This window comes from Dactylosporangium vinaceum (genome assembly GCF_019904175.1).
Lineage (GTDB): Bacteria > Actinomycetota > Actinomycetes > Mycobacteriales > Micromonosporaceae > Dactylosporangium > Dactylosporangium vinaceum.
On the sequence record NZ_CP061913.1, the window covers coordinates 6949572 to 6970726 of the forward strand.

General features: G+C 76.8%; 7 protein-coding genes. 4 read left to right on the forward strand and 3 right to left on the reverse strand.

What is annotated here, in order from left to right; genetic code table 11:
• Positions 1 to 19 precede the first annotated feature (19 nt).
• The 3 genes from Dvina_RS31155 to Dvina_RS31165 all read right to left on the reverse strand — a co-directional run bounded on the left by Dvina_RS31155 (position 20) and on the right by Dvina_RS31165 (position 9530).
• Complete coding sequence (locus tag Dvina_RS31155) at positions 20 to 763, reverse strand: thioesterase II family protein (RefSeq protein WP_223092888.1); 744 nt, start codon at positions 761 to 763, stop codon at positions 20 to 22.
• Entirely contained in the window at positions 756 to 8648 is a 7893-nt protein-coding gene (locus tag Dvina_RS31160) for a non-ribosomal peptide synthetase (RefSeq protein ID WP_223092889.1), read from the reverse strand. Before Dvina_RS31160 ends, Dvina_RS31155 begins: the two co-directional genes overlap by 8 nt.
• A gap of 93 nt (positions 8649 to 8741) precedes the next feature.
• Positions 8742 to 9530, reverse strand: coding sequence for an FkbM family methyltransferase (locus Dvina_RS31165; protein WP_223092890.1), 789 nt, complete (start codon positions 9528 to 9530; stop codon positions 8742 to 8744).
• A gap of 200 nt (positions 9531 to 9730) precedes the next feature.
• On the opposite strand from Dvina_RS31165, the gene Dvina_RS31170 reads away from it, so the two are divergent.
• From Dvina_RS31170 to rfbH, 4 genes are all read left to right on the forward strand, one after another.
• A complete protein-coding gene (locus Dvina_RS31170; RefSeq protein WP_223092891.1) occupies positions 9731 to 17350 on the forward strand; it encodes a non-ribosomal peptide synthetase in 7620 nt (2539 codons plus the stop codon).
• 1 nt (position 17351) lies between these two features.
• Entirely contained in the window at positions 17352 to 18704 is a 1353-nt protein-coding gene (locus Dvina_RS31175) for an MFS transporter (RefSeq protein WP_223092892.1), read from the forward strand.
• A gap of 127 nt (positions 18705 to 18831) precedes the next feature.
• Positions 18832 to 19830, forward strand: coding sequence for an NAD-dependent epimerase/dehydratase family protein (locus Dvina_RS31180; protein WP_223092893.1), 999 nt, complete (start codon positions 18832 to 18834; stop codon positions 19828 to 19830).
• Positions 19823 to 21133, forward strand: a complete 1311-nt coding sequence (gene rfbH, locus Dvina_RS31185; RefSeq protein WP_223092894.1) for a lipopolysaccharide biosynthesis protein RfbH — start codon at positions 19823 to 19825, stop codon at positions 21131 to 21133. Before Dvina_RS31180 ends, rfbH begins: the two co-directional genes overlap by 8 nt.
• The last annotated feature ends 22 nt before the right edge of the window (positions 21134 to 21155 follow it).

Here is a 21155-nt window from a genome sequence, read left to right on the forward strand (position 1 = left end):
CCTCCGGTAGATAGCTGGTTCAGCGCAGGGCCAGTTCGTCGGCGAGGCGGCCGATGACGGTCCCGGCGTGCGGCAGGACGGCGAAGTGGTCGCCGTCGAGCATGTGCCGTTCGAAGCGGCCGGTGGTGACCGCGGCCCACCCGTCGAGCTCGGCTGGGCCCACGGTGCGGTCGCCCGTGCCGGCGTACGCCGTGATCGGGCACGTCAGCGGTGGGGCGGGCGCGGGGCGGTAGCCCTCGACCATTGCCATGTCGGCCCGCAGCACCGGCAGGAACACGGCTCCGACCTGCGGGTCGTCGAGGATCGCGGCGGGGATGCCGCCGTGGCGGTCCTGCATGGCCCGGCCGAACGCCTGGTCCTCGAGGTGGCTCACCGGGGGCAGGTCGGCGGCGGCACCGGGCCGGCGCGCGGCCGCGACCACCAGCCGCACCGGGGCGAGGCCGTACTCGCGCTGCAGGTGCCGGGCCAGCTCGTAGGCGATGAGCGCGCCCATGCTGTTGCCCAGCAGCGCGAACGGCACGTCGAGCACGGGCAGGAGCGCCTCGGCCAGCTCCGGCACCAGGTCGCTGATGCCGGTCGGCAGCGGCTCGGCGAAGCGGGTCTCCCGCCCGGGCAGCTGGACCGGGCACACCTCCAGGCCGTAGGGCGCCGCCGCCGGCCAGGCCCGGAACGCCGACGCGGCGCCCCCGGCGTGCGGCAGGCAGAACAGCCGCAGCACCGGCGCGGCACTGGGGCGGCGCAGGGGCAGCCAGGCTTCACTCACCGGCGTTCACCGTCTTCCGGCAGCAGCGGGCGTCGGGATCGGCGGCGACCTGACCGAGCAGGGCGACGTAGCGATCCGCGAGGCCCTGGGCGGTCTCGTCGTCGAACAGGTCGGTGCTGTATTCGAGCAGCCCTTCGAGGCCGAGGCCGGCGCCGTCGGGGCCGAGCCGCTCGCGCAGCATCACGTTGAGGTCGAACTTCGCCGTCACCGACTCGGTCGGCTCGATGCGCACCCGCAGCCCGGGCAGGTCCAGCTCGCCGCGCTCCGGGTCGTCGGCGACGATCATCACCTGGAACAGCGGGTGGCGGGCGCCGGAGCGGGGCGGGTTCAGGGCCCGCACGAGGTGCTCGAACGGCAGGTCGGCGTGCTCGAACGCGGCCAGGTCGGCGTCGCGGACTCGCTCCAGCAGCGCGGTGAACGTCGGGTCCCCGTCCGTTGCGGTGCGCAGCACGACGGTGTTGGCGAAGAAGCCGACGAGCGGGGCGAGCGCCGGGTCGGGGCGGCCCGCGACGGGCGTGCCGAGCGGGATGTCGGTGCCGGCCCCGGCCTGGGTGAGCAGGGCGGCCAGCGCGGCCTGGGCGGCCATGAAGACGCTTGCCCGCTGCCGCTGCGCGAGTGCGGCCAGTCCGGCGTGGACGCCGGCGGGCACGGCGAAGCGGATGCCCCGGCCGGCGCCGGAGGGCAGGCGGGGCCGCGGCCGGTCGAAGGGCAGGGCCAGCTCGGCCGGGGCGCCGGCCAGGGTGCGCCGCCAGAAGGCGATCTGGCGGGCCGCGAGGCTGCGCGGGTCGCGCTCGGTGCCGAGCAGCCGGTGGTGCCATCGGGCGTAGTCGGCGTACTGGACCGCGAGCGGCTCCCAGCGCGGCGGCGCCCCGCTCCGGCGGGCGGCGTAGGCCCGGGCCAGGTCGGCCGCGAGCGGTCCGGTCGAGCCGCCGTCGCAGGCCGTGTGGTGCAGCACGACGGTCAGCACGTGCTCGGCCGGGGCGAGCCGAAACAGCCAGGCCCGCACGGGCAGGTCACGCTCGAGCGCGAACGGCGTGGCGACCGCCTCGGCCTGGGCCGCGGCGAGCTCGCCCGGCGCGCACGGGGCGACGGTCAGCTCGGGGCGGGCCGCGGCGGCCGGGCGGACCCGCTGGGCGGCGACCCCGTCGAGCTCCTCGACGGTGGTGCGCAGGCTCTCGTGCCGGGCCACCACGTCGGCGAGGGCGGCCGCCAGCGCGGCCGCGTCCAGCTCGCCGTGCAGGCGGATCGACAGCGGGACGTTGTACGTCGGGCTCGGCCCGGTCAGCCGGTAGAGGAACCACAGGCGCTGCTGCGCGAAGGACAGCGGCACGACGTCGGGGCGGGGCTCCGCGATCAGCGGGGGCCGGGCGGTGCCGGTCCGCGCGTCGTGCGCGGTGGCGGCGACCGCGGCGAGGGCGGCCGGTGTGGGCGCCTCGAACACGGCCCGCAGCGGCAGGTCGGTGCCGAGCTCGGCGCGGATGCGGGCGACCAGGCGGGCGGCGAGCATGGAGTGGCCGCCGAGGGCGAAGAAGTCGTCCTCGACGCCGATGCCGGGCCGGTCGAGCACCTCCTGCCACAGCCGCAGCATGGCGGCCTCGGCCGGGGTGCGCGGGGCGGCGTAGGCGGCCGCGGCCGCGGTGACGGGCAGGGCGGCCAGGGCCCGCAGGTCGGTCTTGCCGCTGGTGAGCCGGGGCAGGGCCGGCTGGACGAGCAGGTGGGCCGGCACCATCGCCGCCGGCAGCACCTGGCGCAGCCGGCGCAGCAGTGCGGCGGCCGCGGGCGCGGGGGTGTCGCCGTGCGCGACGTAGCCGACGAGCCGGGGCTCGCCGTCGACCGGGCGCACCAGCACTGCCGCGTCGGTGACACCGGGCTGCTCGCGCAGGGCGGCGGCCACCTCGCCCGGCTCGATGCGGACGCCGCGCAGCTTGACCTGGGCGTCGGCGCGCCCGACGAACTCGAGCTCGGCCTGCGGGCCGCCGCTGCCGGTCCAGCGCACGAGGTCGCCGGTGCGGTACATCCGGCCACCGGGCGCGCCGAACGGATCGGGGACGAACGCGGCGGCCGTCGCACCCGGGCGGCCGAGGTAGCCGCGGGCCAGTCCGGCGCCACCGAGGTACAGCTCGCCGACGGTCTGGAAGGGCACCGGCTGCAGGCCCGCGTCGAGCACGTAGGCCCGGACACCGGCGATCGGCCGGCCGATGGGGACGCTCGCGATCGGCTCGCCCCGGCGGGCCCGCCACATCGTCGCCTCGATGGCGGTCTCGGTCGGCCCGTAGAGGTTGAGCAGGTCGGCGTCCAGGCGCTCGAGGCAGCGCGCGGCCAGCTCCGGGCTGAGCGGCTCGCCGCCGCTGAGCACCCGGCGCAGGGTCGGCAGCCGCCGGTCGCCGAGGGCGTCGAGGAACTCCCGCAGCGTCGTGGGCACGAACTTGGCCGAGGTGACGGCGAAGCGCTCGATCGCGTCGGCGAGGTACGCCGGGTCGCGGTGGCCGTCGGGGTCGGCGAGCACGACGGTGGCCCCGGCGGCGAGGGTGCCGAAGAGCTCCAGCAGCGCCGGGTCGAACGTCAGCGGGGTCTTGAACAGCACCCGGTCGTCGGCGCTCACCGGCAGCGCGCCGACGTACCAGCGCAGGGTGGCGCAGACGGCGGCGTGCGGGACGGCCACACCCTTGGGCTGCCCGGTCGAGCCGGACGTGTACAGGACGTACGCCTCGTCGAGGGGGTGCGGCGGCTCGCCGGGTGCGGCCCCGCCGGGCTCCCCGTCGACGGCGCCGACGTCGAGGACCGGGTGGCCGGGGAAGTCGTCACGCCGGGCCGCGTCGGTGACGACGAGCACCGGCCGGGCGTCGCGCAGGAGCCGCTCGGTGCGGGCCGGCGGCGCGTCGAGGTCGACGGGGACGAACGCCGCCCCGGCCTCGGCGGCGGCGAGCGCGGCCACGACGAGGTCGATCCCGCGGGGCAGGGCGAGCGCGACCCGCCCGGTCCGCCCGGCGCCGCGCCCGCGCAGCCGCCCGGCCAGCGCGGTGACCCGGGCGGCCAGCTCGGCGAACGTCACCGGCCCGGCCGCACCGTCAAGCGCGACGGCGCCGGGGCGGGCGCGGGTCTGCCTGGCGAACAGCTCGGGCAGGGTCTGCGGCCCGGGGACGACTGGCGCGCCCGGGCCCCAGCCGTGCAGCAGCCGGTCCCGCTCGGACCGGTCGAGCAGGTCCACGGCGCTGCAGCGGGTGTCCGGGTCGGCGGCGACCGCGCGCAGCAGGCGCTGGAGGCGCTCGGCGAGCCCGGCGGCGTCCGCGGGGCCGAGGCGGGCGGTGTCGTAGCGCAGCTCGGCCTCGATCCCCCGGCCGTCCCCGCCGTCGGCGTAGCGCTCCCGCAGCGCCAGCACCAGGTCGAACTTGGCCGGGCCGGGCGGCACCGGCTCCTCGGTCACGCTCAGCCCCGCGAGGTCGGCGCTGATCCGGGCGGTGTCGTCGGCGACAAGCATGACCTGGAACAGCGGGTGCCGGTCGTCGGCCCGCGGCGGGTTGACGGCGGCCACCACGTGTTCGAACGGCACGTCCTGGTGCTCGAAGGCGGCCAGGTCGGCGGCGCGGACCCGGCCGAGCAGCGCGCGGAACGTGGGGTCGCCGGAGGTGTCGGTGCGCAGGACGAGCGTGTTGACGAAGAAGCCGATGAGCCCGTCGAGGGCCTCGTCGGCGCGGCCGGCGACCGGGCTGCCGATCGGGATGTCGGTGCCGGCGCCGAGGCGGGTCAGCAGCGCGGCCAGGGCGGCCTGCAGCACCATGAACACGCTGCCGCGCTCCTGCGCGGCCAGGCGGGCCAGCGCGGTGTGCAGGTCGGCGCCGATCGTGAAGCGCAGGGCGCCGGACGCGCCGGGGGACGGGGCGCCCGGCAGTTCGAGCGCGGCCGGGACGCCGTCCAGTGTGGACTTCCAGAAGGCGAGCTGGGCGGCGGCCGGGCTGTGCGGGTCGGCGTCGTCGCCGAGCAGGCGGCGCTGCCACAGCGTGTAGTCGGCGTACTGCACCGGCAGCGGTGCCCAGGCCGGCGGGGACCCGGCGCGGCGGGCGGCGTACGCGGTGGTCAGGTCGCGGGCGAGGGGCTCGACGGACCAGGCGTCGCCCGCGATGTGGTGCAGCACGGCGACAAGCACGTGCTCGGCCGGCCCGACCGCGAGCAGGTCCACCCGCAGCGGCAGCTCGTCGGCCAGGTCGAACGGGCGCGCGGCGAGCTCGGCCACGGCCGCGGCCACCTCGCCGGGCCCGACAGCGGTGACGGTGAACGGGACGACGGCCCGGCCCGGCGGCACCGCCCGCTGCAGCGGGGTGCCGGCGACCGAGAGCACGGAGGTCCGCAGCGTCTCGTGCCGGTCGGCGACGTCCTGGACGGCGCGGCGCAGCGCGTCCCGGTCGAGTTCGCCGGTGAGGCGCAGGGCCAGGGGGATGTTGTACGCCGCGCTCGGCCCCTCGAACTCGTGGAGGAACCACAGCCGCTGCTGGGCCGGGGACAGCGGCACCGCGGCGGGCCGGTCGGGGGTCGCGGTGAGGGCGGGGCGCCCGGACGCCTGCCGCACGGCTGCCGGCTCGCCGAGGCGGGCGGCCAGGCCGGCGACCGTCGGCGCCTCGAAGAGGTCGCGCAGCGCGGGCTCCCGGCCGAGCTCCGCGCGGATGCGGTTGACGAGCCGGGCGGCGAGCAGGGACCGGCCGCCGAGGGCGAAGAAGTCGTCGTCGACGCCGACCCGGTCACGGCCGAGGACGGCGGACCAGATCCCGGCGAGGCGCTGCTCCAGCTCGGTGCGCGGGGCGACGTAGGCGCGGCGGGCGGTGACGGCGGCGTCCGCCCCGGCGGCGAGCAGCGCGGCCCGGTCGAGCTTGCCGTTGCGCCCGGTGGGCAGGGCGTCGTGCAGCACGTACCCCTCCGGCACCATCGCCGACGGCAGGCGCTCGGCGAGCCGCTCGTGCCAGCCGGCGAGGGTCGGGCCGTCGGGCCGGGCGGCCACGTGCGCGATGAGCCGGGCGCCGCCGCCGGTGTCCGCGGCGCCCGGGTCCGGGTGGGCGAGCACGGCCACGGCGCTCAGGCCGGTGACCGTGCGCAGGGCCGCCTCGACCTCGCCGAGCTCGATGCGCTGGCCGCGGATCTTCACCTGGGTGTCGCAGCGGCCGAGGAGCTCGATGACCGGGCCGGTGTCGCGGCGGCGGTAGCGGGCCAGGTCGCCGGTGCGGTACAGCCGCTGCCCGGGCCGGTCGGCGAACGGGTGCGGGACGAACGCGGCAGCGGTGCGCCCGGGCGCACCGGCGTACCCGCGGGCGAGGCCGCCGCCGACGTAGAGCGCGCCGGCGACGCCCGGGGGCAGCGGACGCATGTCGTCGTCGAGCACGTACGCCTCCGCGCCCGGGTACGGGCCGCCGACCAGGCACACCGCGCCGCGGTCGGCGTCGCCGTGGACGTGGAAGGTGCTGTCGATCGCGGCCTCGGTGAGCCCGTAGGAGTTGACGACCTCGCCGTCCGGGCCGAGCAGCGCCCGCAGCCGGGCCAGGTCGTCGGCGTCGACGTGGTCGGAGCCGACGATGAGCAGCCGGAGCCGGTCGAGGCGCTCCCCCGTGGCGGCGGCGTGCCCGGCGAGGCCGCGGGCGACGACGGGGACGAACTCGGCGCAGTCGATCTCCTCCCGGCGGGCGAGGGCCAGCAGGCCGGCCGGGTCGAGCAGCAGGTCGCGCGGGCACAGGACGAGGCGGGCGCCGGAGCACAGGGCCCGCACCACGTCGCCGATGAACACGTCGAAGCCGAAGTTGGCCATCTGCAGGATCGAGCGGATGCGGCCGGGCAGGCGGTAGGCGGACTCCCACCCGCGGTACACCCGCAGCAGTGCGTCATCGGCGACCATGACGCCCTTGGGCCGGCCCGTCGAGCCGGAGGTGTAGACGAGGTAGGCCAGGGCGCCCGTGGGGCGCGGCACCCGGCCGGCCGCGGTGTCGCCGGGCTCGGCCGGGCGCACGCAGCGCACGCCTGTGCCGTCGAGGTCCGCGGCCAGGTCGGGCGAGGTGACGGCGAGGCGGACCCCGGCGTCGGCGACGATCTCGCGGCGGCGGGCGGGCGGCGTCTCAGCGTCGAGCGCGACGAACGCCGCACCGGCCTTCCACACGCCGAGCACGGCGACGATCAGCTCGGGCGAGCGGGGCAGCAGCACCGCGACCCGCTCCTCGGGGCCGGCGCCGTGGGCGCGCAGCCGGGCGGCGAGCGCGTCGGCGCGGGCGTCGAGGTCGGCGTAGCTGAGCCGGTCCGCGCCCCACACCACGGCCGGCGCGTCCGGGCTCCGGGCCGCGCGGTCCTCGATCAGCTCCAGCACGTTGCGGGCGGCCCCGGCCGGTGGCGCCGGGTTGCGGGCGGCGGCCAGCAGCAGCTCGCGGGTGGCCGGCGCGGCCAGGTCCAGGGCGGCCAGGGGCGTCTCGGGCCGGGCCGTCATCTCCCGCAGCAGCTGCATGTACAGCTCGGCGAAGGCGGCCACGGTGGCCCGCTCGAACAGGGCGGTGTCGTACTCGAACTGCACAGTCATCGCCCGGCCGATGCACAGCACGTCGACGAACAGGTCGAGCTTGGCGGCCGAGGGCGGCGGGGGCAGGACGGTGGCGCGGATGCCCGTCGTGTGCGGCATCGAGCGGGCCCGGTCGAGGTTGAAGAAGGTGCGAAACAGCGGGTCCCGATCGCCGGCATCGCGGCGCAGCAGCTCGGCGCCGAAGTCGGGATGATCATAAGCATCGATCAGATCCCGTTGTACGCCGCGCAGGTAGTCGCGCACGATGGATGTGGGTCCGGCACCGACGCGGATGGGCAGCACGGTGTTGCAGTGCCCGACGAGCCGGTCGGCGCCCGGGTGGTCGCGCTCCGCCACCGGCACCCCGATGACGACGTCGTCCTCGCCGGTGAGCCGCTGCAGCATGTGCGCGTAGGCGCCGAAGAGCACGGTGAAGGCGGTGGTGCCGAGCCGGCGGGCCTGCTCGGTGACCGCGGCGGCCAGCGCCGGGTCGACGTTGACCTCGACGCGGGCGGCCCGGCCGGTGCCGCGGGCCGGGCGCGGGCGGTCCAGCGGCAGCCGCAGCTGCGGGCGGGGGCCGTCGAAGCGCGCGGTCCAGTACGCGGCGGCGGCCCGCCCGTCCGGACCGGCCCGCCGCCGCGCCTGCCGGGCCACGTGGTCGCGGTAGGCGGGCGCGGCGGCCAGCGCGGCGGGCGTGCCGGTGCGCTCCTGCTCGTAGAGGCGCAGCAGCTCGTCGATGACGACGACGAACGACCAGCCGTCGATGACGCTGTGGTGGACCAGCAGGTGCAGCTGGTGGTGGGTGGGGGCGAGGCGCAGCAGGGCGGCCCGCAGGAGCGGGCCCCCGGTCAGGTCGAAGGGCTCCTGCACGCGCGCGTCGAGCCAGTCGCGGCGCCGCTGCTCGGCCTCGCCGGTGAGGTCGACGAGCGGAAGCTCCACGGCGGTCGCGGGCCGCACCCGCTGGTGCGAGCCGTCGGCGGCGAAGACGGTGCGGAGGCTGTCGTGGCGCGCGACGACGGTGTCGAGCGCCCGGTGCAGGGCGCCGGGGTCGAGCGGGCCGGCCAGGTCGAGCAGGACGGCCTCGTTGTAGGCGTGGGACGAGCCGTCGCCGAGCTGCTCCAGGAACCAGATCTCGCGCTGCGTTGCGGAGAGCGGGTAGGCGGCCGGGGCCGGCGGCAGTGCCGGAGCCGGGAGCGCCGGTGCGGCCGGCGCCGTGTCGTTCGTGGCCAGGGCCTGCCCGTCCGCCTCCAGCAGCAGGGCATGCACCTGGGCCATCACCCGCGCGTGCACGTCGAGCAGCCGGCCGACCGAGCGTTCGAGCGCATCCCCGGGCCCGTGCGCCCCAACGTCGAATGCGCCCATGAAGTCCCCGATCCCGCCGTCGTCGCCGGGACCGAAGGTAGGTGGAGCGGCTTAGCAATTTGCCTAGACTTGCTGTTCACGGGCATGGCGGGGTCACCCTCCGGTCGTCGTCACCTCCGGGCGTACCGCGTAGACGGTCCGATAGTTCAAATGGGCAAGCGCCTCCGGCGTCTCCACGTTGAGCTCGAAGCCGTGCGCGGTGAGCAGGTCCTGGACCGCCTCGGCCCGGCCGTCGAGGTCCTGCACCTCCACCACGACGCGGTGCAGCCGCGGCCAGTCGGCCTCGTCGATGCCGCCGAGGACCTCCAGCTCGGCGCCCTCGACATCGATCTTCGCCAGGTCGATGGTGCTCACCTCGGGGTGCTGGGCCAGGACGGTGGAGAGCCGCTGCAGGGGTACCTCGACCGTCTGCCCGCCGTACAGGCTGTCGCCGACGCTCGTGCCCCAGTCCGCGCTGATCCGGGCCCGGTCGAACTCCTTGAGCTCGGGGTAGCGCGTCGAGTTGCCGGGGATGTTCGGGTAGAACGTGAACGGCACACCGGGGTCGTCGACGGCGCCGAGCCCGACGGCGTGCACGGTGACGCCGGCGGCGCCGTGCAGCGCGAGGTTGGCCCGCAGCGCCTCGAGCGCGGCCGGGGCCGGCTCGAACGCGTGGATGCGGGCCGAGGGGCAGGTCCGCTTGAGCGCGAGGCTGAAGAGCCCCACGTTGGCGCCGATGTCGAGGACCGTCCCGCCCGGCGGCACGGTGACCCCGTGCTGCAGGTACGTGTGGTCGACGAAGGTCTCCTGATGGATGGCTCGCAGCTCGATGATGGCCCCCGGCGTGTTCACGCCGTAGCAGCCGAAATCCGGCTCGAGCTGCACGAAGTCGATGGTCGGCATTGGCGACGGACCCGTCCTCTCCACTACCCCCGTGCACGATGTGGCTTGACTTCCGTTTGAATTTGCTTTCTCTTTGTTTATGCCCGTCTATGTGGGGGTCCGTCAAGTGGCAAATGTTCGCGGAGGGCGCCGCTCCTAACGAAGTCCCTAGTCCGCGTCGTGTTGCCTGTCTGCATGTCCATAACCTCGAGAGGGATGCGATGACCGCCGGCACCAGCACCGGGTCCGAGCGCCTGTCGCCGGACGCGCGCACCGTGCTGGAGCAGCGGCTGGCCCGCCTGGCCGCGACGGCCGGCCGCGGATCCCGGCCGGTCATCCCGCGCGGCCGCGGCCCCCGGCCCGTGTCCCCGGCGCAGCAGCGGATGCTCTTCCTCGAGGAGCTCGACCCCGGCCGGCCGACCTACCACGTGATCTTCAACCTGCGCCTCGACGGCCCGCTCGACGCCGGCGCGCTCGAGTCGGCCCTGCGCGGCATCGAGGAGCGCCACGAGATCCTGCGGACGGTGTACCGCGCCGACGGCGCCGACTACACGCAGGTCACCGGCGACGCCCGGCTGGACCTGCGGCGCCTGGAGCGGCCCGGCGCGACCGAGGCCGACCTCGACGCGCTGGCCCGCGACGAGCACGCCCGCCCGTTCGACCTCGCCGCCGGCCCCGTGTGGCGGGCCGCGCTGGCCCGCACCGCCCCCGACCGGCACCACCTCGTCCTGACGCTGCACCACATCGCCTTCGACGGCTGGTCCGTCGACGTCCTGGCCCGCGAGCTCGCGGCCGGCTACGCCGCGGCGCTCGGCACCGGACCGGCCCCGGCCGCACCGCCGGTGCAGTACGCCGACTTTGCCGCCTGGCAGCGCCGGCGCCTCGACGACGGTGGCTACGACGACCAGCTCGCCTACTGGACCGACCGGCTGGCCGGCGCGCCACAGCGCCTGGAGCTGCCGTCCTTCGGGCCGGTCGCGCAGGAGGGCGGCGCGGTGGTGCGGGCCCGGGTCGATCCGGCGCTGACCGCGGCCGTGCGCGACCTGGCCCGCGGCCGGGCCGCGACCCCGTTCATGGTGCTGCTCGCCGCCCTGCACGCGCTGCTGCACCGCTACAGCGGCGAGCGCGACGTGCTTGTCGGCACGCCCGTCGCCAACCGCGCGCAGCCCGAGGTCGAGGGCCTCATCGGGCTGTTCGTCAACACCGTCGCCGTGCGGGCCGAGGTGCACCCCGGCGCGCCCTTCGCCGACCTGCTCGCCCGGGTCCGGGCCGCGGCCGCGGCCGCGCAGGCGCACCAGGACGTGCCGTTCGAGCGGGTCGTCGCCGCGCTGCCGGTGCCGCGCGACACGCAGACGAGCCCGCTGTTCCGGGTGCTGTTCGACTGGAACAGCTCGGCCGCCCGCACCGGGACCGCGCTGCGCCTGGGCGCGGCCACGGCCACACTCGTCGAGCGGTTCCGGCCGCAGACGGCCAAGTTCGACGTGAGCCTGGCCGTGGCCGAGCACGCCGACGCGTTCGAGCTGGAGCTGGAGTATCGCCGTGACCTGTGGGACGCGGCCGGGGCCGAGCGGGTGCTCGGGCACTACCTGACGCTGCTGCGCGCCGCCGCCGCGGCCCCGGCCACGCCGGTCGGCGACCTGCCGCTGCTCGGCCCGGCCGAGACGGCACTGCTGAGGACCGGCTGGCAGGGCCCGGCCCGGGCGCTCACGGGCCCGCACGACATCACCGCCGCCATCGCCGCCCGCGCCGGCTCGGACGACGTCGCACTGGTCAGCGGGGCCGACCGGGTGACCTACCGGGAGCTCAACGCCCGGGTCGACCGGCTCGCCGGGCACCTGCGCGCGGCCGGCGCCGAGCCCGACCGGCCGATCGGTGTGCTGCTGCACCGCGGCATCGACCTGGTCGTCGCGATCGTCGCGGTGGTCCGGGCCGGGGCGCCGTACCTGCCCCTGGACCCCGAGCACCCGGCCGAGCGCACCCGCACGGTCCTGCGCGACGCCGGCGCCGCCCTCGTCGTCACCGGCGCCGCGCTGACCGACCGCCTCGCCGGCACCGAGACGGTGGTGCGGCTCGACGCGGACGCCGCCGCCATCGCGGCCCGCCCGCCCCGGGTGCCCGCGGCGGCGATCCGGCCCGAGCACCTCGCCTACGTCTTCTACACCTCGGGCTCCACCGGCCGCCCCAAGGGCGTCATGGTCAGCCACCGCGCCGCCCGCAACCAGCTCGCCTGGCAGATCGAGCGCTTCGGCCTCGGCCCGGGCGCGGCCGTGCTGTTCAAGACCAACGTGACGTTCGACGACTCGGTCGTCGAGCTCTTCGCGACCCTCAACGCCGGCGCCCGGCTCGTCATCGCCGCGCCCGGCGGCCACCGCGACCCGGCCTACCTGCGCGGCCTATTGGCGGCCGAGCGGATCTCCTACGTCCGCTTCGTCCCCACCATGCTCGCCGCCCTCCTCGCCCACGGCGGCGACACGCCGCTGCCGCACCTGCGGGTCATCAAGAGCGCGGGCGAGGCCCTCTCCCCCGAGGTGCGGGCCCGCTGCCTCGCATCGCTCGGCGCCGAGCTGTACAACGCCTACGGCCCGACCGAGACCGCCGTCAACGTCACCGCCGACAGGTGCCGGCTCGACGGCGACCCGCGGGTGCCGATCGGCGCGCCGACCACCAACGTGCGCTGCTACGTCCTGGACGCCGAGCACCGGCTGCAGCCGATCGGCGTCCCGGGCGAGCTGTGCATCGGCGGCGTGCAGCTGGCCCGCGGCTACCTCGGCCGGCCCGGGCTGACCGCCGACCGGTTCGTCCCCGATCCGTTCGGACCGCCCGGAAGCCGCCTGTACCGCACCGGCGACCTCGTGCGCTGGCGGGCCGACGGCCGCCTGGACTTCCTCGGCCGCCTGGACCGGCAGGTCAAGCTGCGCGGCTTCCGGGTCGAGCTGGGCGAGATCGAGGCCGTCCTGGCCGAACGGGCCGGGCCCGCGGCGGTCGTCGCCCGCACCGACGGCCCCGGCGGCCCGCGCCTGGTCGCCTACGTCGCCGGGCCCGGCGCCGACCCGGCCGGGCTGCGCGAGTGGCTGCGCACGCGGCTGCCCGAGTACATGGTGCCCGCGGTCGTGGTGAGCCTGCCGGAGCTGCCGCAGCTGTCCAGCGGCAAGGTCGCCTACAAGCGGCTGCCGGACCCGCCCCGCGCCGCGCCGGTCGCCGCCGAGTACGCCGCTGCGCGCACCCCGGTCGAGCAGACCCTGGCCGGCCTGTGGGGCGAGGTCCTCGGCGTGGCCCGGGTCGGCCGCGACGACGACTTTTTCGCCCTCGGCGGGCACTCGATGCTCGCGGTCCAGCTGCTGTCCCGGGTCCGCGACACCCTGGAGGTCGACGTACCGCTGCGGTGGGCGTTCGACGCGCCGACCCCGGCCGGGTTCGCCGCCCGCCTGACCGCGCGATCGGCCGGCCCCGGCAGCGCGCTGCCGCCGGTGCCCGCGGCCGGCGGACCGGTCCCGCAGCTCTCCGCGGCCGAGGCCGGGCTGTGGCTCGTCGACCAGCTCGCCCCGGGCGACCCGGCCTACGTGGTGCCTGTGGTCAGCCGGCTCAGCGGCCCGCTGGACCCGGCCGCGCTGCTCACCGCGCTGCGGACCCTGCCCGCCCGCCACGAGGCCCTGCGCACGACGTTCCCCGCCCGCGACGGCGTGCCGCACCGGGTCGTGCGGCCCGAGCTGGACCTGGCCGTCGACCACCACGACCTGCGGGCCGAGCCGGAGCCCCAGCGGGCCGCCGCGCGCGAGCGGCTCGTGCGGGCGGTCACCGACACGCCGTTCGACCTGGCCCGCTCGCCGCTGGTCCGCGGCGCGCTGCTCACGGTCGCCGACGACGAGCACGTCCTGGCCCTCGCGTTCCACCACGCCGTCGTCGACGCCTGGTCCCTCGCGGTTCTGCACGACGACCTGGTCGCCGCCTATGACGCCGCCGTCACCGGCCGTCCCGGGCCCACCGGCGCGGCGCCGCGGACCGCGAGCGACTACGCCGGTTGGCAGCGGGGCCTGGAGCGGGGCGAGCGCTTCGAGCTGGAGCTGGCGCACTGGCGCGACCGCCTGGCCGGCCTTCCGCCCGGGCCCGAGCTGCCCGCCGACCGCCCGCGCCCGGCCCGCCCCGGCCCGTCGGCAGCGGGCCCGTCGGGGTCCGCCCACGCGTTCACCGTCCCGCCGGATGTCGCGGCGGCCGTGCGGGAGCTGGCCGCCGCCGAGAGCGCCACGCCGTTCATGGTGCTGCTCGCCGCGTACACGGCCCTGCTGCAGCGCCTCGGCGGGCGCGCGGACGTGGTGCTGGCGATGCCCGTCGCCGACCGGGCCCGCCCGGAGCTCGAGCGCGTCGTCGGCCTGCTGCTCAACACGGTCCTGCTGCGGGTGCGGGTCCGGCCGGCCGGGTCGTTCCGGGAGCTGCTGCGGGCGGTGCGGGCGGCCGTGCTCGACGCCTACGAGCACCGCCAGGTGCCCTTCGCCCGGGTCGTCGAGCACCTCGGCCTGGACGCTGCGGCACTCTCGCGGTACACCGTCACCATCGACCAGCCGCCCCCGGCCGCGACCCTCAGCGGCGGGGTCGTCCTGCGGCCCGCACCGTTCGTGCCGGCTGCGGCCAAGGCCGAGCTCAACGTCGCCTTCGAGGACGGCCCGGACGGGCTCGGCGGCTCGCTGGTGTACCAGACCGCCCGCTTCGACCCGGCGACGATCGCCCGCACCGCCGGGCACCTGCTGCGCCTGCTCGGGGCGGCCGTCAGCGCGCCCGACACCCGGGTGGAGCGCCTCGACCTGCTCACCGCGCAGCAGCGCGCCGACCTGCTCGGCCCGCCCGACGAGCCCGGACCGGCCGAGGCCCTGCACACCCTGGTGCTGCGCCAGGCCCGGCGGCGCCCGGACGCGACGGCGCTCGTCGCCGGCGGCACCACCGTCACCTACCGGGAGCTCGCCGAGCGGGCCGAGCGGCTGGCCGGCCGGCTGCACGCGCACGGCGTGCGCCCGGGCGACGTGGTCGCGCTCGCGCTCGGGCGCGGCCCGGCCCAGCCGGTCGCCGTCCTCGCGGTGCTGCGCCTGGGGGCCGCCTACGTGGCCCTCGACCGCCGCCACCCCGCGGCCCGGCACCGGCAGATCCTGGCCGACAGCGATGCCCGCTGCGTCGTCACCGACCGCGGCGGCGACTGGCCGCTGCCGGCCGTGGCCGTGGCCGGCGGGGCCGAGCACCCGGCGCCGCCCATCGTGGAGGCGCCCGACGCCGTCGCCTACATCGCCTACACCTCCGGCTCCACCGGCACCCCGAAAGGCGTCCTGACCCGGCACCGGGCGGCCGCGGCCTACCTCACCCGGTACGTGATGCCGGTGCACGGCCTCGGGCCGCACGACACGGTGCTCCAGCTGCCCGCGCTGGCCTTCGACGCCTCGGTCCGCGACCTGCTCGGCCCGCTCGCCGCCGGGGCCCGGGTGGTGCTCGTGGACGACGACGCGGCGGCCGACCCCGCCACCCTGCTCGCCGCGATCGACAGCGAGGGCGTGACGGCGCTGCTCAGTGTCGTGCCGACGGTCCTGCGGGCGCTGCTGGCCGAGGCGGCCCCCGGCAGCGGTGCAAAGCTGTGCCGGATCCTCACCGCCGGCGAGGTGCTCGACCATCGGGATGCGGCCCGCGCCGCCGCGGTGTTCGCCGGGCGGCCGGTCGTCGTGAACCAGTACGGCCCGACCGAGACGACGATGACCGCGACCTGGCACCGGGTCGCCACCGCGCCGGGCGCGACCGGGCCGGCACCGATCGGCCGGCCGGCCCCGGGCGTGCGCGCCTGGGTCGTGGACCGCGGCGGCGAGCCGGCCCCGCCCGGCGTGCCGGGCGAGCTGTGGATCGGCGGCGACCGGGTGGCCCTGGGCTACCACGGCCGGCCGGCCCTGACCGCCGAGCGCTTCGTCCCCGATCCGTTTTCCGGCACCCCGGGAGCGCGGGTGTACCGCACCGGCGACACCGCCTACCGCGACGCCGACGGCACGCTGCACTTCGTCGGCCGCGACGACGACCAGGTGAAGATCCGCGGCAACCGGGTCGAGCCGGCCGAGGTCGAGGCCGCCCTGCGCGACGGGCCCGGCGTCCGGGAGGCGGCAGTGGTCGTCGCCGGCCCCCCGGGCGCGCCGCGGCTGGCCGGGTTCGTCGCGCCCGCGGACGCCGACCTCGCCGGGCTGCGGGCGGCGCTGGCCGAGCGGCTGCCCGAGTACCTCGTCCCGGCCACCCTGCACGCGCTGCCCGCCCTGCCGCGCACGAGCAACCAGAAGGTCGACCGGGCCGCCCTGGCGGAACGCGCCGCGACCCGGGAGCCGGCCGCACCGGGCGGGGCCGATGCGCCGCGCACCGCGGCCGAGCGGCGGGTCGCGGCCGTGTTCGACGAGCTGCTGGCGGGCGAGGGCATCGGCGGGCCGGCCTGCGGCCGCGACGACGACTTCTTCGCCCGGGGCGGGCACTCGCTGCTGGCCGCGCGCCTGGCGAGCCGTCTGGGCGTGCCGCTGCGGACAGTCTTCGAGCGGCGGACGGTGGCCGCCCTCGCCGCGCCGGCGGACGGCGACGGACCCGCACCGTGCGGGCCGGCCCGCAGCGCGCCCGCGGACCCCGGGCGGCTCACACCCGCACAGCTGTTCATGGTCCGGCATCAGGCGGCCGACCCGCGCAGCCCGATGTACAACATCAGCTTCTCGGCGTTGCTGCGGGGCCCGCTCGACGAGGTGGCGCTGGTGCGCGCGGCCGACGCGGTGGCGGCCCGCCATCCGGCGCTGCGGACCCGGTTTGCCGACCGCGGCGGCGAGCCGGTCGCGGTCGTCGACCCGGTGCGCCCGCCCGAGATCGTCAGGTGCCAGGCGCCCACCGCCGGGGCCGCGACGGCGGTGGCGACGGCCGAGCTGCGGCGCCCGTTCGACCTGGCCGCGGGGCCGCCGCTGCGGATCGCACTGGTCCGGCTGCACCGCCACGAGCACCTGCTGGCCGTCACGGTGCACCACGCCGTGGCCGACGGGTGGTCGCTGAGCGTCATCCAGCGCGACCTCGCCGCCTACTACGCGGCCTTCGCCGAGGGCCGCGCGGTCACGCTCCCGCCGGTGCGCGGCTTCGCCCCGCAGCACGTCGAGCCGGACCCGGCCGATCGGGCGTTCTGGGCCGACCGGCTCCGGGGCGTGCCGCTCGACGTGGCCGCCGCGCCCGACCGGCCCCGGCCACCGCAGTGGTCGACGGCGGGCGCCGTGCACCACTTCGACCTGCCCCCGGCACTCGCCAACGCCGTGCGGGCCACGGCCGCGGCGAGCGGGGCGACGGCGTTCATCGTGCTGTTCGCGGCCGTGCAGCGATGGCTGGGCCGGCAGACCGGGGCCGAGCGGTTCCTGGTCGCCGTGCCCGTCGCCGACCGGCCCGCCGACGCCGAGCACGAGGTCGGGCCGTACGCGAACATCCTGCCCGTGCGGGCCGACCTGACCGGCGCACCGGACTTCGGCACGCTCGTCGCGCGGGTGCGCACCGAGATGCTCGCCGCCTGGGAGCACCAGCACACGCCGTTCGAGACCCTCACGGAGGAGTACGGCGGGGGCCTGCACCCGCCGCTGTGCCGGTTCATGTTCGCGATGCAGAACCTGCCGCCCGGCGGCGACCCGCTGCCCGGCCTGGCCGTCGAGCGGGTCGACCTGGACCGCGGCACGTGCCGCTACGACCTGCACGTGCGCTGCCGGGAGACCGCGGACGGGATCTCGGGCTGGATCGAGTACAGCACCGCGCTGTTCGACCGGGCCACCGTCGCGGACCGCCTCGAGGACCTGTTCGCCGTGCTGGCCGGGGCGGTGTGACGTGCGGGTCTTCAACGTGCTCTGGGCCGGTCAGGTCGTCTCGCTCGTCGGCTCGTCGGTCACCGCGTTCGGCGTCGGCATCTGGGTGTACGCCAGCACCGGCTCCCCCACCGCCTACACGCTGCTCGTGCTGGCCGTGTCGCTGCCCGGGATCGTGCTGCTGCCGATGGCCGGGGCCCTGGTGGACCGGTGGGACCGCCGCCGCGCCATGCTGCTCAGCGACGCCGGGACGGCCCTGGTCACCCTGGCCGCTCTGATCCTGCTGGCGACCGGCGTCTTCGCGCTGTGGCAGCTCTACGTCATGGCCGTGCTCCTGTCGGTCTTCAAGGCGATCCAGTGGCCGGCGTTCTCGGCCCTGGTGAGCGAGATCGTGCCGCGCGAGCAGCTGGGCCGGGCCAACGGCCGCATCGGCCTGGCCGAGGCGGTCGGCGAGGTGCTCGGCGCGGTCCTGGCGGGCAGCCTCTACGCCGTGCTGAGCCTGCGCGGGCTGCTGCTCATCGACGTCCTCACGTTCACCGCCGCGCTCGGCACCATGCTGTGGTCGCTGCGCCGCCTGCCGCCCCGTCCGCCGCGCGCGGGTGCGGCCCGGGAGCCGCTCGGCGGCGAGCTCAGCGCCGGCTGGCGGTTCATCCGGGCCCGGCCCGGCCTGTCGGGGCTGCTGACGTTCTTCGCGGTGCACAACTTCGGCATGCAGCTCGTCATCGTGCTGGTGCCGCCGCTCGTCCTGACCCTGTCCGGGCCGGCCGCCTACGGCATCGTGGAGGCGGTCGGCTGGGCCGGCATGGTGCTCGTCGGCGCCCTCATCAGCGTCACCCGCCAGCCCCGGCGCCGGGTGCGGGCCATCCTGGTCGTCGGCGGCGTGCACGCCGTGCTCGTCGCGGCGATGGGGCTCACGCACAGCGTCTGGGCGGTCGCGGCCGGCATGTTCGCGATCCTGGGCGGCTGGGCCGTCACCAACGCCGTCACGGCCACCCTGTGGCAGCTCAAGACGCCGCTCGACGTGCAGGGCCGGGTCTTCGCCGTCCGGCGGATGCTCGCCTGGTCCGCCCAGCCCCTCGCGTACGCCGTGGCCGGGCCTGTCGCGCAGTATGCGGCCGCGCCCCTCGTCGACGCGGGCGGCCCGCTCGCCGCCTCCCTGGGCCGGGTCACCGGGGGCGGCATCGCGGGCGGGATCGCGCTGCTGTTCCTGGCGGCCGCCCCGCTGCTGCTCGGGATCGTCGCGGTCAGCGCGCTGCGGCCGCGGGTGCGGCTGCTCGAATCGGAGCTGCCGGACGTGCCCGGGGAGCCGGCTTCACCGCCGGCGGACCGGGCCGAGGACGCCCAGCCCGTGCTCGCCACGCCGAGTGCGGTCTGACGTGACACACCCGCCGCGGACTCCGGGGATTCCCCCAGACTTCTCCTGGGCGCGTCCCCGGGCCGCCGCCGCAGGCGCACCATGCTCACCGGCGGGGGCATGCCGCGCGACGATCCGGGAGGCCGCCGTGGAGACCAGCCGAGCGGGCCGACAGGGGCCCGGGCGCGCCGTGCTGCTCGGCGCGAACGGCTTCGTCGGGCGCACCATCGCGGCCGGGCTGCTCGACGCCGGCTGGCGGGTGACAGCCGTGGTGCGCGGCGCGGCCGGGCCGGACCCACGGTGCACGACCGTGCGCCTCGACGCCGCCGAGGAGCCGCCGGAGGCGATCGCCGCCGTCATCGCGGGAGCCGAGCTTGTCGTGAACGCCGCCGGTGCGCTGTGGGGCGCGACCGGCGCCGAGCTCGACCGGGGCAACGTGGTGCTCGTCGAACGGCTCGTGGCGGCCCTGGCAGCGGCGGCCGGACCGGTCCGGCTCGTGCACCTCGGCTCCGTGTTCGAATACGGTGAGCAGCCGCCCGGGCCGCCGCTCACCGAGGACCTGACCGAGCGCCCGGTCAGCCACTACGCGCGGACGAAGCTCGCCGCCACCCGGGCGATCACCGGGGCGGTGGCGGCCGGGCGCATCGACGCGGTCGTCCTGCGCATCTCGACGGTGATCGGGGCGTGGGCGCCGGTGCAGAGCCTCCTCGGCGGCCTGGCCCGGCAGCTGGCCCGCGACGGCGCGGCGGTGGAGGTGCCGCCGCTGTCCGGGCGCCGCGACTTCGTCGACGTACGGGACGTCAGCGACGCCGTTCTGTGCGCGGCCACGGCACCGGGCGTACCCCCGGTGGTCAATATCGGCGGCGGGCAGGCCGTGGCCGTGACAAAGGTCGTCGACCTGCTCATCGCCCGGGCCGGCGGTGGCGGGCGCGTCGTGCGGCGGCCCGGTGCCGCCGAGCGGCGCGACGCCGGGGTCTCGGCCCGGCCGATGGACATCGCACTCGCGCGCCGGGCCCTCGGCTGGGCTCCGGCCCGATCACCGGCCGAGGCGATCGACGCGCTGTGGCGGCACACCCGGCCGGAGGACATCGGCGGGAACGCACCAACCCCGAGCTTCGCAGCGAATGGAGACACCGCAGATGGTTGACGAGGTCAAGCAGCTCATCCTCGAGCAGACCCGCAAGCTGCACCGCGACCGGGCGGCCGGCGAGCAGGGGTTCGTGCCGGGGGTCACCCCGATCCTGCCCTCGGGCGCCGTGCTCGACGAGGACGACCGGACCGCCCTGGTGGAGCAGGCGCTGGAGATGCGCATCGCCTCGGGCGCGATGGCGCTGCGCTTCGAGCGGCTCTTCGCCCGCACGATCGGCGTGCGCAAGGCCCACCTGACCAACTCCGGCTCGGCCGCGAACCTGCTCGCCGTGGCGTCGCTGGGCGCGCCCGAGCTGGGCGAGCGGCGGCTGCGGCCGGGCGACGAGGTCATCACCGTCGCCGCGAGCTTCCCGACGACGGTCAACCCGCTGCTGCAGCACGGGCTCGTCCCGGTCTTCGTGGACGTGGACCTGCGCACGTACAACACCACACTCGACCGGATCGAAGCCGCGCTGTCGCCGAAGACCCGCGGGGTCATGATGGCGCACACCATGGGCAACCCGTTCCCGGTCGCCGAGATCGCCCAGCTGTGCAAGGACCGCGGGCTGTTCCTGGTCGAGGACAACTGCGACGCGGTGCTGGCGACCTATCAGGGCCGGGTCACCGGCACGTTCGGCGACTACTCGACCGTCAGCTTCTACCCGGCCCACCACCTCACCATGGGCGAGGGCGGCTGCGTGCTCACCGACAGCCTGGAGCTGGCCCGCATCGTCGAGTCGATGCGCGACTGGGGCCGTGACTGCTGGTGCGAGCCCGGGCAGGACAACAAGTGCCTCAAGCGCTTCGAGTATCAGCTCGGTGACCTGCCCTACGGCTACGACCACAAGTACATCTTCTCGCACGTCGGCTACAACCTGAAGACGACCGACATCCAGGCGGCGCTCGGCCTGAGCCAGCTCACGAAGATCGCCGACTTCGTTGACGCCCGCCGGCGCAACTGGCAGCGGCTGCGCGAGGGCCTCGACGGGGTGCCGGGCCTGATCCTGCCGGAGGCCACGCCGGGCAGCGACCCGAGCTGGTTCGGCTTCGTCATCACGCTCACCGAGGACGCGGGCTTCCACCGGCGCGAGATCGTGGACTTCCTGCAGTCCCGCAAGATCGGCACCCGGCTGCTCTTCGCCGGCAACCTGATCCGCCAGCCCGCCTACAAGGACGCGGTGTACCGCGTGAGCGGCGAGCTGACCAACAGCGACATCATCACCGAGCGCACGTTCTGGGTCGGGGTGTACCCGGGCGTGACGGCCGAGATGATCGACTACATGATCGAGTCGATCAGGGAGTTCGCACAGCGGCGGGCCTGAGCGCCCGCCGCCGCGCGGGGGC